This window comes from Roseivirga ehrenbergii (assembly GCF_001593005.1).
Taxonomy (GTDB): domain Bacteria; phylum Bacteroidota; class Bacteroidia; order Cytophagales; family Cyclobacteriaceae; genus Roseivirga; species Roseivirga ehrenbergii.
Genome location: NZ_LQZQ01000050.1, coordinates 160,578 through 176,160, shown reverse-complemented (window position 1 = coordinate 176,160; position 15,583 = coordinate 160,578). Strand labels below are relative to the sequence as shown.

The 15,583-nt window shown below is 38.9% G+C and carries 8 protein-coding genes; 6 read left to right on the top strand and 2 right to left on the bottom strand.

Translation table 11 applies throughout. The annotated features are described in order from the left end of the window. The first annotated feature begins 48 nt into the window (after positions 1-48). The 6 genes from MB14_RS16955 (at position 49) to MB14_RS16930 (ending at position 13,284) form a co-directional block, all read left to right on the top strand. On the top strand, positions 49-4,386 hold the full coding sequence (locus MB14_RS16955) for a CusA/CzcA family heavy metal efflux RND transporter (protein WP_062593734.1): 4,338 nt from the start codon (positions 49-51) through the stop codon (positions 4,384-4,386). After that, positions 4,383-5,546, top strand: a complete 1,164-nt coding sequence (locus tag MB14_RS16950) for an efflux RND transporter periplasmic adaptor subunit (protein WP_062593732.1) — start codon at positions 4,383-4,385, stop codon at positions 5,544-5,546. Before MB14_RS16955 ends, MB14_RS16950 begins: the two co-directional genes overlap by 4 nt. A gap of 371 nt (positions 5,547-5,917) precedes the next feature. Then, the gene (locus MB14_RS16945; RefSeq protein ID WP_062593730.1) at positions 5,918-6,361 is read left to right on the top strand and encodes a response regulator; all 444 of its coding nucleotides are present in this window, start codon (positions 5,918-5,920) and stop codon (positions 6,359-6,361) included. Positions 6,362-6,372: 11 nt separating this feature from the next. Then, positions 6,373-8,886, top strand: a complete 2,514-nt coding sequence (locus tag MB14_RS16940) for a PAS domain-containing sensor histidine kinase (RefSeq protein ID WP_062593728.1) — start codon at positions 6,373-6,375, stop codon at positions 8,884-8,886. A 120-nt stretch (positions 8,887-9,006) separates the two neighbouring features. Further along, positions 9,007-12,174, top strand: coding sequence for a PAS domain-containing sensor histidine kinase (locus MB14_RS16935; RefSeq protein ID WP_062593726.1), 3,168 nt, complete (start codon positions 9,007-9,009; stop codon positions 12,172-12,174). Between the two features lie 99 nt (positions 12,175-12,273). Further along, positions 12,274-13,284 carry an LLM class flavin-dependent oxidoreductase gene (locus tag MB14_RS16930; protein WP_062593724.1) on the top strand — a complete coding sequence of 337 codons (1,011 nt, stop codon included), beginning with the start codon at positions 12,274-12,276 and terminating at the stop codon, positions 13,282-13,284. Between the two features lie 48 nt (positions 13,285-13,332). Here MB14_RS16930 and MB14_RS16925 read toward each other — a convergent pair whose 3' ends face one another. After that, the gene (locus MB14_RS16925) at positions 13,333-14,028 is read right to left on the bottom strand and encodes a hypothetical protein (protein WP_062593723.1); all 696 of its coding nucleotides are present in this window, start codon (positions 14,026-14,028) and stop codon (positions 13,333-13,335) included. A 91-nt stretch (positions 14,029-14,119) separates the two neighbouring features. Beyond that, on the bottom strand, positions 14,120-15,274 hold the full coding sequence (locus MB14_RS16920) for a serine hydrolase domain-containing protein (RefSeq protein WP_062593721.1): 1,155 nt from the start codon (positions 15,272-15,274) through the stop codon (positions 14,120-14,122). Between the last annotated feature and the right edge of the window lie 309 nt (positions 15,275-15,583).

Below are 15,583 nucleotides of genomic sequence, written 5' to 3'. Positions count from 1 at the left end.
CTAAGGAAACACATTATAGATTTGAGAAGTCACTTTTAGACCATAGTAATGTTAGAACAGATTATTCAATACAGCATTCGAAACAAACTCATTGTGATGATTTTCACAGCAATCATGGTGGGTTTTGGTATTTTTTCACTTAACAACATCCCCATTGGAGCCGTGCCCGATGTTACCAACAATCAGGTTCAGATCATCACCACATCGCGTAATTTGGCAACTCAGGATGTGGAGAAATTTCTGACTTACCCTGTAGAATTAGAAATGGCCAATCTGCCTGGGGTAACGGAAATTCGTTCAATATCCAAGTTTGGGCTTTCTGTGGTGACGGTGGTGTTCGAAGACAAAATGGGCACTTATTTACCGCGTCAGCTTATTGCAGAAAAAATTAAAAGTGCCGAAGAAAGAATTCCCGCAGAATTTGGCAAACCCTTTATGGGGCCTGTTTCTACTGGTTTGGGTGAAATCTATCAATATATAATAGATGTAGAGCCTGAATACCAAGATCAATACTCAATTACCGATTTAAGAACCATTCAGGATTGGATTGTAAAACGTCAATTATCTGGAATACCTGGCGTAGTGGAAGTAAACACTTGGGGCGGCTATCTCAAACAATACGAAGTCTCTATTAATCCGGAGCAGTTACGTGCATTAAATTTATCCCTTTCCGAAGTATTCGATGCCTTAGAAAAAAACAACAGCGTTGCAGGTGGTAGTTATATAGAAAAAGGAAATGAAGCCTTTTTCATCCGTGGTGAAGGCTTAGTAAGTTCTCTTGAAGACATTGAAAACATTATAGTTACCAACCGAAATGGCACTCCAATTTTTATTCGAGATGTGGCCAAAGTAGGTTTTGGTCATGCCAATCGTTTTGGAGCAATTACTGGAAATGGCGAAGGCGAAAAAGTACTAGGCCAAGTAATGATGCTGAAAGACGCCAACTCAAAAGCAGTAATTGACGCGGTAAAATCGCGAGTAGAAGAAATTCAAGGTTCCCTTCCTGAAGGTGTTAAAATAAATGCATTTTTAGAGCGAAGTGAGCTGATTGGGAAAACCACTTTCACTATTGCTGAAAACCTAATTCTAGGTTGTTTAATTGTAGTTTTTGTAGTGGTGCTCTTGTTGGGGAATCTGCGTTCTGGCTTGGTAGTCGCCTCAGTAATTCCACTCTGCTTACTCTTTGCGCTGTCCTTAATGTACATTTTTGGAGTAGATGCCAACCTAATGAGTTTAGGCGCCATTGACTTTGGAATTATCATAGATGGAGCGGTGATTATTGTTGAATACATTGCTTTTAAAATTACTGCGGAAAGAACTCAAATCATAAGTTTACCAAAGTCTGAAAAGCAAAGCCTAATTGATAAAATTACTTTTAGCGGATCTACAAAAATGATGCGCTCTGCGGTTTTTGGGCAGCTGATCATCATCATTGTTTTCATTCCAATCCTCTCCCTTTCTGGGGTCGAAGGCAAAATGTTTAAGCCTATGGCCTTGGTGTTTTGCTTTGCTTTGATTGGCGCAATGATCCTCTGTTTCACTTATGTTCCGGTAGTTTCTTCAATCTTCCTAAAACCATCTGATCCAAATAAAAAGAACATCTCTAATCGACTGATCGGGTTTCTGGACAGAATTTATACTCCTTCCATTACTTGGGCCTTGAAAAGTAAAGGAATTGTATTGGCTGCTGCTACGGCACTACTCATTGCTGTAGGAATATTATTCTCAAAAATGGGTGGAGAATTCGTACCTACTTTAGATGAAGGTGATTTTGTAATCCAGCCAGTATTTAAAACCGGCACCTCATTAAGTAAAACCATAGAAGCCACTACCCAAATGGAACAAATCCTCAAGGAGTTTCCAGAGGTAGATCAGGTAGTGACCAGAATTGGAGCGGCAGAAGTACCTACCGACCCTATGTCGATGGAAGAAAGTGATGTAATCATTAAACTAAATCCGATCAAAGAATGGACTTCTGCCGAAACCAAAGATGAATTGGCCGACAAGTTTAAAGAAGCTCTTTCCGCCAAAATACCCGGAGTTGATTTTGAGTTTACCCAGCCGATTGAGATGCGCTTTAATGAACTTATCACTGGTGTTAGGGCCGATTTGGCAATCAAAGTTTTTGGGGAAGATTTGGACGTGCTCTACCAAAAAGCCTTAGAAATAGAAAAGGCGATTGCCAATGTAGATGGCGCAGCAGACATTATTGTGGAGAAAGTAGCAGGTTTACCTCAAATGTCTGTAAAATTCAACCGCCAAAAAATTGCGCGCTATGGCCTGAACGTAGAAGAATTGAATAACATTATTACGATGGGTTTTGCAGGAGCAACTGCAGGATCTGTTTTTGAAGGCGAAAAGCAATTCGATTTGGTGGTTCGGTATGATGCAGAACACCGAAAAGACATTCAAGACATAGAAAGAGCATCGGTGCTTTTGCCCAACGGAAACAAAGTGCCGCTTAGCGAATTTGCTGAAATCACCTACACCAAAGGGCCAGCAAAAATATCGCGCGATGATACAAAAAGGCGTGTTGTTGTAGGTGTAAATGTTCGTGGCAGAGACTTAGAGTCTGTGGTAAACGATGTTCAGCAAATCATTAAAAGTAAGGTAAAAGTCCCCGTGGGTTATAGCATCGAATATGGTGGGCAGTTCGAAAACCTAAGATCAGCCAGAGCCAGACTAATGCTTGCAGTGCCTGTAGCCTTAGTCCTCATTTTCTTCTTACTCTATTTCGCTTTCAATTCTGTAAAAGAGGCCCTAATGATTTACAGTGCTATTCCGCTGTCAGCTGTGGGTGGTGTTTTATTACTCTATTTTAGAGATATGCCCTTCAGTATTTCCGCTGGCGTAGGCTTTATCGCTCTTTTCGGAATCGCGGTACTCAATGGAATTGTGCTGATTGAGCATTTTAAAGAACTGAAAAAACACGGTCATGACGATATTAATTCGAGGGTGATTCTCGGCACTAAGCAAAGACTTAGACCAGTATTATTAACAGCCATGGCCGCAGCACTCGGCTTTCTTCCTATGGCCATTTCTACTTCCGCTGGTGCCGAAGTTCAAAGGCCTCTTGCCACAGTTGTCGTTGGTGGACTAATTTCCGCCACCATTCTTACGCTAATTGTACTGCCTGTTTTGTATTCTATTTTCGATAAAAAAGAAGCTAAAAAACCAATGAAAGCACAACCGCTTATGATTGTCATTCTGTTGATGCTTGCCTTTAATAGCAACGGAATAGCACAAACCAAACCCGTCAGCCTAAATGAAGCCATCGACATTGCGCTAAAGAACAACAGTGAATTGAAAGCTTCTTCTGCTAGAATAGATCAGAATAAATCTTTGGTAGGCAGCTCATTCAACATTGAAAAAACGCAGGTGTATTATCACTATGACGAAAACAACATTGCCGAAAATAACCAAGCGCTCAATGTCTTTGGTCTTAGTCAATCTCTTGCTTTTCCAACGGTGTATGGAAACCAGAAAAAAGTGCTTCAGGGCATTACCTCCCTTTCGGAACAACAGAATTTACTGGATCAAAATAGAATCACAAAAGAAGTTTCGAAAGCCTATTACACTGTTGTGTATTGGCAAAGTGTAGCCCAGAATTATGCTTATTTAGACAGCCTATATAAAGACTTTTCCAGAGCGGCTTCGCGCAAATTTGAAGAAGGAGAATCTAATTATTTGGAGAAACTAACGGCAGAGGCCAAGCAAAGAGAGCTTGATTTAGCCCTAAAGCAGAGCAAAGAAAGCGTTCAAAAGTCATATGCTTTACTAAATCAGTGGCTTCAATCCGATACCGATATTGAAGTAGAGCCACAGCAAATGCAAATGCTTGAGTACAGCCCATTAGACACCATAAACCATTTGGGTATTCAGTACTTTAAAAAGGCGGAATTACTATCGCAGCAATCATTAAAACTTGCACAACAGCAACTATTGCCCGATTTACATTTCAATATTTTCAGAGGTACCAACAATGGCGTAAATGCAAAAGCCTATATGGGTTTTCAAGCAGGCATTGGCATTCCCCTCTTTTTTGGAGCCGATAAGGCAAAAATCAACGCAGCCAAAATTCAATCACTTATTTCTGAATACGAGTCGGAGAATTACAAAACACAGTTAAAAGCGAATTACGAAGCTCAACGTGCTGATTTGGAACAATACCAAGAGGCCATAAACTACTATGAAAGTGCTGGAAAATTGCTGGCTCAGGAGTTGATCAACAATGGCACAAAGGCTTTTAAAAGTGGTGAAATCGACTTTTTGCAGTACACACAGTTACTCGATAATGCCAAAGGGATTGAGATTACCTACTTAGAAAATCTCTACAACTACAACATGATCTTATTGGATATCAAACATTTAACAACTCTGAAATGAACAGTTCTAAACATACATTCAGTATCAGCTTATTTTTAGGCAGTCTTGCCCTAGTGTTCAGCATACTTTCTTGCGGCTCAGGCGCTTCTAACGAAACGTTGGTCATAGAAGAAAACACTGATGAGAACATCATAAGCGTAAGTAACTCTCAATTTCAGGCTTCGGCCATGCAACTTGGAAAAATGGACACGTTCCAGTTTTCAGAAAAGGTACACACTACTGGCATGTTTGATGTGCCTCCAGGGCATAAAGCCTCTGTAAGTGCCTATTTTGGTGGTTATGTGAAAGAAAGTGAACTGTTACCAGGTGAAATAGCCAAGAAAGGACAAACCTTGTTCACATTAGAAAACCCAGCTTACATTCAAATGCAGCAGGATTTTCTGGAAGTTAAAAACCATATTTCATTTTTAAAGTCTGACTACGAAAGACAGAAGAGCCTTTCGGAAGAGAATATCAGCTCTCAGAAGAAGTTTCTTCAGGCAGAAACAGAATACAACAGTGCTTTGACTCAATATGAAGCCCTAAAAAAGAAGTTGGTGTTGATGAACATTGATTCCAACAACTTAACTGCAGAAAACATGACTTCAGTAATCTCTGTAAAATCTCCCATTAGCGGTTTTATTACTTCTGTAGAAGCTTCTAAAGGCATGTTTTTAAACCCTTCGGATATTGCCATCACCATTACCAATACAGAACATATGCATATGGAATTGAGGGTATTTGAAAATGACCTCCATAAGATAAAAGTAGGGCAAAAAGTAATATTCAAGCGTCAAAATGATCCAAACAAAACATTTACCGCTACAATCAACCTCATCAATAAAGCCATTGACGAGGAAAACAGATCGGTATTAGTGCATTGCCATTTAGACAATGAAGAAGACGAATTGCTCTTTATTCCGGGCATGTACGTAGAAGCCGAAATATTAACTTCTAACCAAACCGAAATGGCTTTACCAGAAGCAGCCGTAATAGAGATAGAAGGCAATTATTACGTTTTGGTAAAAATAGGATCCGAAAATGGGGCTTCAATCTTTGAAAAAAGAATAGTAAAAGTGGGTATTACAGAAAATGGTTTTACCTCAATTTTAAATGCACAAGACTTCAAGCCCAATACTGAATTTTTGATCTCAGGGGCTTTCAATTTGATTATGGAATAAGGCAATAGTGTTTGCTTCAAAATATTTTTTAATTATTGATTAACGGTAGTACCAACCTAAAAAGCAGTGATAATTCCAGAATACTGATGAAGCCATTTCAACTAGCTCATATTTAAAGTATCAGAGTTTCAGATAACTAGTCTATTACAACGATTCTTTATGGTCGCGTTGTAACATTTTGGTTCGTTGTACAGTTATTCCTTTTTTGGCTCAAAAGTTCCTTTTAAAGGTTTATACCTTTTAAACCACTTTTGTTAAACAAATAATTTTTATTGACCTTTATTTGAAATAGGAGTTAACTTCTAAGAACCGAAAGAGACTCTTTAGCCAAAAGTTTGTTCAAAGTGTCATTCATTTTTTAAATAAATACTATGGGCAATGGGTTTGAACTTTTACTCGCAGATGATGATCAGGATGACTGCCTTTTTTTTGAAGAGGCCTTACTTGAGCTCTCAATATCGGCAGGCTTAACCACTGTTAACAATGGAGAAGCGCTTCTAAAATTACTATCCGAAAACAATAGAAAGCTTCCAAACGCCCTCTTCCTAGACCTGAATATGCCTAGAAAAAACGGTGCAGATTGTTTGGTTGAAATAAGGCAATATGACAATTTTAAAGAATTGCCCATTATTATTTACTCCACTTCCTACAATCCAGAAATAGCCAATAAGCTTTTCGAGCAAGGGGCAAATTATTATATTAGAAAGCCCAAAACCTTTTCAAACCTAAAAAAAGTAATTCAGCGCGCAATTGAGTTAGTGAAAGGAGAAAAAAATAGGCCACCTACGAAAGATTCGTTTTTAATTCAGCCGTAAAGTGATAATCAATGGGTAAAGAAACAACATATAACTTCCTTTCTGGCGGAGGTGAAATGGGTGAACTAACCCGGTCAAAAGATTGGAGTAAAACCTCGCTAGGTACCCCCGACACATGGTCGCAAAGTTTACGTACCACATTAGGAATTATTCTTAATTCTAAATTTCCAATGTTTTTATGGTGGGGACCTGAGTTATTATGTTTTTATAATGATGCATATAGGCCTAGTTTAGGAAATGAAGGAAAACACCCTTCTATATTAGGCATGAAAGCCGAGGAAGCTTGGAGTGAAATATGGCACATTATTAAGCCATTAATTGACCAGGTTTTAGAAGGAGGACAGTCTACTTGGAGTGAAGATCAGCTAATTCCAATTTATAGAAATGGCGAAATACAAGATGTTTATTGGACCTTTAGTTATAGTCCTGTACATAATGAACAAGGTGAAATTGCGGGTGTTTTAGTTACTTGTACTGAAACCACTCAAAAAGTAAATAGCCTTAAAAGTTTAAAAGACAGCAATCAGCGTTTTTGGCAGAATATTGCCCAATCACCAATTGCTATGTGCATATTCAGAGGGCCAAATTACGAAGTTGAAATTGCCAACGACCTAATGCTCTCGCTATGGGGGAAAAGCGAGAAAGAAGTTCTAAAAAAACCAATTTTCGAAGGCTTACCAGAAGCTAAAGGGCAAGGACTAGAGAAATTATTAGATCAAGTATATACTACTGGGGAAAAATTCACGGCCATAGAAAGACCCGTAGACTTACCAAGAAATGGTAAGATGCAAACCATATTTATCAATTTTGTTTACGATGCTTTAAGAGAATCTGACGGAAGTATTTCTGGAATCGTGGCCATTGCGTCTGACGTTACAACCCAAGTACTGGCTAGAAAAACAATTGAAGAAAGCGAGAAAAGATTTAGGACTTTAGCGGACAACATGCACCAATTGGTGTGGATGGCCGATGCAAAAGGTTGGATTTATTGGTACAATCAACGATGGTATGATTATACCGGAAGTACTTTTGAAGAAATGCAAGGCTGGGGCTGGCAAAAAGTACATCACCCTGACCATGTAGATAGGGTAACCCAAAAAATTCAGCGCTCATGGGACACTGGAGAAATTTGGGAAGATACTTTTCCATTGAGAGCTAAGAATGGCGAATACAATTGGTTTTTATCACGTGCCCTGCCCATTCGTGACGAAAAGGGAAATATTACTCATTGGTTAGGTTCCAACACCGATATTACCTCGCAAAAAATTGCTGAAGAACAAATACAGTCTTTTGCTTCCGAGCTAGAGAAAAAAGTAGAGTTGCGTACAAAGGAATTAAGAGAATCCAATAACTCTTTGAAAAAGAGCGAGATGCGCAATCACCTTATGGTAGATGAAATTCAAGATTACGCAATTATCTACTTAGATACCGAAGGCAATATAGAAAACTGGAACAAAGGAGCTGAAAAGATAAAAGGCTACAACGAAAAAGAGATAATTGGCAAACACTTTTCAGTATTTTATATTCCATCTGATAGAGATAGCAACGTACCACAAAAATTACTAACGCTTGCTAAAGAAAAGGGAAAAGCCGCTCAAGAAAACTGGCGAGTTCGTAAAGACGGCAGTCTGTTTTGGGCTAGTGTAGTAATAACCGCTATTAAAGATGGTGATAAAAACATTATAGGTTATTCAAAAATTACGCGTGACCTCACTGAAAAAAAGGCAGCCGATGACAAATTAAAAACAAGTGCTAAGCAACTGAAGCTTAAAAATCAAGAGCTCAAAAAGATGAACAAAGAGCTTCAATCGTTTGCTTACGTTTCTAGCCATGATTTGCAAGAACCGCTTCGAAAAATCCAAACTTTTGCTTCGCGAATAGCAGATAAAGAAAAAGAGGTTTTATCAGAAAGAGGCTTAGACTATTTGAACCGCATGCAAAATGCAACAAACCGTATGCGGATTTTGATAGACGACCTTTTGCAGTACTCCCGAACGACAACAGCCGAACATAAATTTGAGCTTACATCTTTCAATAAAATCGTTGAAGAAACTCAACAAACATTCAAAGAAGAACTAGAGCAAAAAGGAGCCAAATTTAACCTCGGTGAAGATGTCAACCTTGAGATAATCCGTTTTCAGTTTCGACAATTGCTTTCAAACCTTATTAGCAACGCGATTAAATTTGCCAAAAAAGACACATCACTCGTTGTCGACATTAAAACTAAAACAGGTATTGGAACTTCTTTCGGAATAGATAGTCTTTCGCCCAAAAAGCAATATTGCCATATTGCTTTTTCTGACAATGGTGTAGGATTTGATCCTCAACACAATGATAAAGTGTTTGAGATATTCCATCGTTTACATGGTAAATCTGAATACAGTGGCACCGGTATCGGTTTGGCCATTGTTAAAAAGATTATCAGCAATCATAACGGCATAATCATGGCAGAAGGAATACTTAATCAAGGTGTTACATTTGATATTTACGTACCAATAAACCGCCCTAAACTCAAGAAAAAATAAAATTAGAATCTAAACAAAGTCGTTTACATAAGGTTAATTAACCCTACACGTAACCCATAAAAATATCGCCAAAGATTAATAGCATTTACGAACCTTCTCCATGGACAGCACTCACATTTTATGAAAACAAATACGGAATTTAAATTTCTTCAGGGTGGTGGAGAAATGGGGAAACTCACTAGAGAAAAAGACTGGACCAAAAACACGTTAGGTTCACCTGATACTTGGCCCCAAAGTTTGCGTACCACTTTAAGTATTGTATTAAATTCTAAATTCCCAATGTTTCTTTTTTGGGGACCCGATCTCATTTGTTTTTACAATGACTACTACCGACCAAGTTTAGGCGAACAAGGAAAACACCCAGCCATATTGGGCATGAGAGCAGAAGACGCCTGGCCCGAGATATGGCATATTATCAAACCACTCATTGATCAAGTTTTAAACAAAATTGAACCTACTTGGAGCGAAAATCAGTTGATTCCTATTTTTAGAAATGGGAAAATGGAAGAGGTATATTGGACATTTGGTTACAGCCCTGTTTTTGATGAATCAGAAAAACCAGCAGGTGTTTTGGTAACCTGTACCGAAACCACCGAAAAAATTAAGGCCTTAGAAGAAGTCAAATCTAGCGAACAACGATTTAAGAACATTACTGAAAGCACCGATATCTTAATTGGCTTAAGTGATGAAACTAGTAAAGCCACTTACTTCAATACGGCATGGGTAGAAATTACGGGTAAATCATTGGAACACCTATTAGAATTTGGATGGGCAGACTTAATCCACCCTGAAGACCGTGACAGTGTATTGAATGACTACCTAAAGGCCTTCGAAAGTAAAACAGAGTTTACAAGTGAATTCAGGGCTTTAGACCGCAACAATGATTATCGTTGGTTTCTTTCAAAAGGCACCCCCTGCTATTCGGCAGATGGCAAATTCACTGGGTATATTAGTTCTTCATTGGACATTACCTCTAGAAAAAAAGCAGAAGTTGAAGTAGAACGATTTAAGTTCATTGCCGATTTTGCCAGTGATCCTTTTATCTTAATGCGTGAAGATGGCTCTTTTGAGTATTTAAATGAATTGGCCTTAGAAAAATGGGGATACACTGCCGAAGAAGCCAAATCATTGAAGGTACCTGACGTAGACCCCATATACCATGAAGATCTATTCCAAACCACATTTCAACGAGCTCAAAAAGAAGCACTTCCTCTTTTCGAAACACTACACAAAAAGAAGGATGGAACTATCTATCCAGTTGAAATTCAAATGAAAGGACTGTCTATTCAAGGTGTTCCTTACATGTTCGCCATTGCTAGAGATATTACTGAACGGAAACGAATCGATAGAAAGATAAAGGCCAGTGAGCGTAACCTCAGGCTGATGATTCATCAAGCACCAGTGGCTATTGCTATTTTTCGCGGCACTAATTACGTGGTTGAAATTGTGAATAAGCATTCTTTAGAGCTTTGGGGTAGAAAAGAGGATGAAGTATTAGGCCAGGAAATACTAAGCGCAATGCCTGAACTCAATGAGCAAGGCATAAAAGCTTTACTAGACGATGTTTACAACACAGGCAACAGGTTTGTGGCCAAAGAACTTCCTGTTGAAATACTAAGGAGAAATCGACTCGAAACAGTATACATCAACTTTTCCTACGAACCTCTATATGATGACAATGGAGTTATCAACGGTATAATGAGTGTAGGATTTGATGTGAGTGACCAGGTAAAAGCCCGTTTAAAAATAGAAGCCAATAGAGAAAAATTAAATGTAGTAATTCAAGCCAGTGAATTAGGTACTTGGGAGTATAATTTAAAAACCCATGAAATCAATTATTCAAACCGCTATTTAGAAATATTTGGTTATGAAAAAGATAGCAAGCTACCACATAATACATTCCTTAAACAAATTCATAAAGAAGACCTTCCTATCAGACAAAAAGCTTTTGAAGAAGCTTTTGCTATAGGCTCTTTACACTACAAAGCCAGAATTTTTTGGCCTGATAATTCGCTACATTGGATGGAAGCAAAAGGCACAGTTTTCTATAAAAACAATGAGCCTTATCGCATGATTGGAACAGTTCGCGATATCACTGAAGAAAAAAGCATACAACAACAGCTCTTTGAACGTGAACAAAAATTTAGACTATTGGCAGACTCCATGCCACAACATGTTTGGACATCTGACCCAATGGGTAACCTGAATTATTTTAATCAGTCTGTTTTCGACTTTTCTGGTCTAACACAAGCACAAATAGATAAGGATGGCTGGATTCAGATTGTTCATCCCGATGACCGAGAAGAAAATATTAAACAATGGAAGCGATCGATTGAAACTGGTGAAGACTTCCTTATAGAACATCGTTTTAAAAGATACGATGGCACTTACCGCTGGCAACTAAGCAGAGCTATTCCACAACGAGACGAAGACGGTAACATAAGAATGTGGGTAGGATCTAGTACTGATATTCAGGACCAGAAAATGTTTTTACAAGAACTGGAAAAACAAGTAAAACAACGTACATCAGAACTCGCTAGAAAAAATAAAGACCTTGAAAAAATGAACAAAGAGCTGCAATCCTTTGCTTATATATCAAGTCATGACCTGCAAGAGCCTCTGCGTAAAATTCAAACCTTTGCCTCTCGAATTATAGATAAAGAAAAGGAAAACCTTTCTGAAAAAGGGGTAGACTACTTATCAAGGATGCAGAATGCTGCTAACCGAATGCAAACCTTGATTGAGGACTTACTGGCCTATTCGCGAACAAGTACTGGTGAATTAAAGTTTAAGCGAATTCCGCTTGATCAAGTCGTTAATGAAGTGTCGGAAAATTTAAAAGAGGAAATCGAGCAGAAACAAGCCAAGTTAGAAGTTTCCGCACCTTGCAAGGTGCATATCATACACTTCCAGTTCCAACAATTGCTCACAAACCTTATCAGCAATTCATTAAAATTTGCAAAGCCGGGCATCCCTCCTGTTATAAAAATATCGAGCAAAACAGGAACAGGAGAGCAACTTGAGCCTAAGAGACTTCAATTAGATAGAACCTATTGTCATATTCGAGTCCAAGACAACGGTGTGGGATTCGATAAGCAACATAGCGAAATCATATTTGAGCTGTTTCAGCGGCTATATGGTAAATCGGAGTATAAGGGTACGGGTATTGGACTGGCCATTGTGAAAAAAATCGTTGAAAACCATAATGGAATAGTTAATGCAAGTGGTGAAAAAGGCCAAGGAGCTACTTTCGATATCTACATACCTACACTCCAACAGATAGGCTAACAGTTACTTCTAAACCCATTTTAAAAAATCCAACAAGAGGGAATTATTCTCTTCTATTTCTCATTACCTACACGGTTAGAGAAATTAAAAAGAGAATCCATGTTTAAGCATTCTGAACATATAAAATATTCGATCCTAGAATTGGCCTCTATGGGGGTAGGATCCACTCCCGGAGACACCTTTTCACAGAGTCTCGATCTTGCGCAGAAAGCGGAAGAAATGGGCTATACCAGGTTTTGGTTGGCGGAACACCATAATATGGTAAGTATTGCAAGTTCTGCTACTGCAGTACTCATTGGGCATATTGCTGGAGGTACAAAGACTTTAAGAGTGGGTTCTGGAGGAATTATGCTCCCCAACCATTCGCCCCTGATCGTGGCTGAACAATTTGGCACCTTAGGTTCGCTTTTCCCAAACAGAATTGACCTGGGTTTAGGTCGAGCACCTGGCACCGACCAAGCTACGGCTCATGCCATCAGGTCAGATAGAGCGAGGTCGGTAGTTGCCTTCCCCGATGAGGTTGCGCAAATTCAAAAGTACTTCTCTCAAGAAAATAAAACCGCTCAGGTCAGGGCGTCAGTAGCCGAGGGTGTGGAAGTGCCTATTTACATTTTAGGCTCTAGTACCGACAGTGCTCATTTGGCAGCAAAAATGGGTTTGCCTTATGCTTTTGCTAGTCATTTTGCGCCAGCTCAGCTTTTTGAGGCTTTTCATATTTATCATAATAATTTTCAACCTTCAGCATTTTTGAAGGAACCTTACACCACTGCTTGCATCAACGTGATTGCAGCTGATACGGATCATGAGGCGGAGCGCTTATCTACTTCGCTTATAAAAATGATGTACGGGGTATTGACGAATAATATCGACTATATGCAGCCTCCGCAAGAAATGACTGCTGAACTGAAATCCTTAGCACAACACGAGGCTTTTCAGCGCATGCTTAAATATGCGTTTGTAGGTAGTAAAGAAACTGTGCAGCAAAAAACAAACGACTTTATTGAGGCCACAGGAATTAATGAAGTGATGGTGGCTTCTCATATTTTTCACCATGAAGACCGTGTGAAATCGTATCAGATTTTCTCAGAAATAATGAAAGACAGGAAATAACTCCAGTCTTTCATTATTATTAATCAGGTGAGGTTGAGTTCTTTTCAATCAATTCAACTCTGCGAATAAATCCATGTATTCAGTATCCCAACTATTTGACATCTCTTCAAAGTTTTCTTCTGTAACTTCTTTATTTTTGATTTCAGAAGCCGCCCTAGTAAAAAGAGCATTGGCTTTTTCGAAGAACTTGGTCATTTTTTGAATTTGAACGTAATCCTTATCCTTCAAGAACATTAAATAGTGACCATCCTCTTCCTTCACTTCAAGGTCAGTTTCTCTATCTACCATTCTACATCTAATAGTCACCACTCCATCTTCATTAGGTTCAGAAACTGAAATTACTTCATAATCTTCTGGCGAGCGATTTTGCAATTGCGGTCTAATAAGCGAAGCTGAAAGCGAAAGTGAAACGGTAGAGAACAGTTCCTCATCTTTATAGAACTCTATTTTATCTTTAGAGCTACGCTTAATTTTAGTTTGAAAGTTGTTCATCATGGCTGTTTTAAACGACTCGAAGGCATCTAGTGCTTTGAATCCAGCCTCATCAAAATTCGTAATGGCAATTCCATCTTTCTTTACATAAAAATAAGGAATAGGGTTATGATCTACTGGCTGAGCAGAAACTAAGCCTAAAGAGAGAAGCATTTTTTCAGGCGTGCTGGTATCATAAGGGCCTTTGGGTTTACAGCCAACCAATGCAAAAATGGCCAAAGCTGCTAGTAGGTATTTAGTTCTGTTCTTCATGTTAAAATATTTTAAGACGAAGAACCGAGATTTATCATAGTGAAAGAATACCCTCCAGCTCGGATATTCTTGTAGGTAACAACGGGCAGAGTTATTTTGTGGCTTCTAAAACTAAACTCATCATAGGCCCAATTTTATTAGGCTCTAACCAGCGTGTTACCACTACCAAATCATTCTTTTTATCAATTACAATAAAGTTTCCTCCAAAACCTGCGGCAAAATAAATAGATTCATCATCTACTTCTTTCCACTTTCTTGGCCCTCTATTCAACCACCACAAATAACCATAACTGGCATTCGCCTCAGAAGATTTCTGAGCCACGGTTACCCAGTTTTTGGAAATGAGTTGGTTACCATTCCAATTACCTTCGTTTAAAAACAACAGACCAAAACGAGCATGATCTAATGCACTGATAAAAACACCTCCACCAGAATGCCCGCCCCCCGTAACAGATTGCATATTTATACCATCAACATTTACCCAAGAGTTTTCATAACCAAACCAACGCCAGGTAGTAGACGCCCCAATGGGATCCATAATGTACTCTTTTAAGACTTGTGGAAGTGGTTTTCTCCACACCTGAAGTAGCGAATAAGCCAGTACATTCACACGTACATCATTGTATTCCATTACTGTACCTGATGGTACAGGCTTTTCAAAACGCCAATCGTCAATCCCTCCCCTTCTTGGCGGTCTGTCTGCCCAATCTTGCATTCCAAACAAAGTACCAGACCAAGCCGAAGACTGATTGAGCAAAGTATGCCATTCTATTTTTTGATTGTGAGCACCATCAAAAGTATTGTCCCAAACATAGTCACTGACTTTATCATGAACACTACCAATTATCCCCTCGTCCAATGCCAAACCAGCTACAGTTGATAAATAACTTTTAGTTACGCTGTGGGTCATATCTACCCGTTTTACATCACCCCATTGCGCTACGATATAACCGTTTTTTAAAATCACCCCTGCCGGCCCTCCCCTTTCTCTTGTTGGCCCGACTAATTCATGATATGGCTCGCTGCTAAAGCCTTCATAAGAAGCAATTCTGGAATCTTTAGAACCTGAATACTCATTATCTAGGGCAAATTTTACAGCAATATCAATTTTAGCCGCATTCAAACCTAAGGACTGTGGCGTTCGGGTTTCCCATTTGCCTCTGGGCGGAAAGTAATTCTGGGCTGATACTGAAATTGAGGCAAGAAGCACAATAAGGATGCTGAGGACTAGGGCAAATCTATTCATTCTATAAGAGGTTTAATTCGAGTTAAACAGAAAGAGGAAGATATACAAGCCAACTTTGACCGGAGGAAAAAATGAAAGGAGGCCATCACACCTCCCTTCTACCTAATCAAAAACATGTAATCCCTTACATGCCTTCGTTTTCTTTGTTCTAAAACTGGCTTGAAGATAACATTTATTTAACATTTAGATAATAAGGGGTCAGAAAAAAATAAAGGCGGTTCCCTTACGGATCCGCCTTCACCTCAATTAACTCGATTCATAACTCCACACGAAATGAACCACTCTACTATTTAATTCCGGTTTCAATAA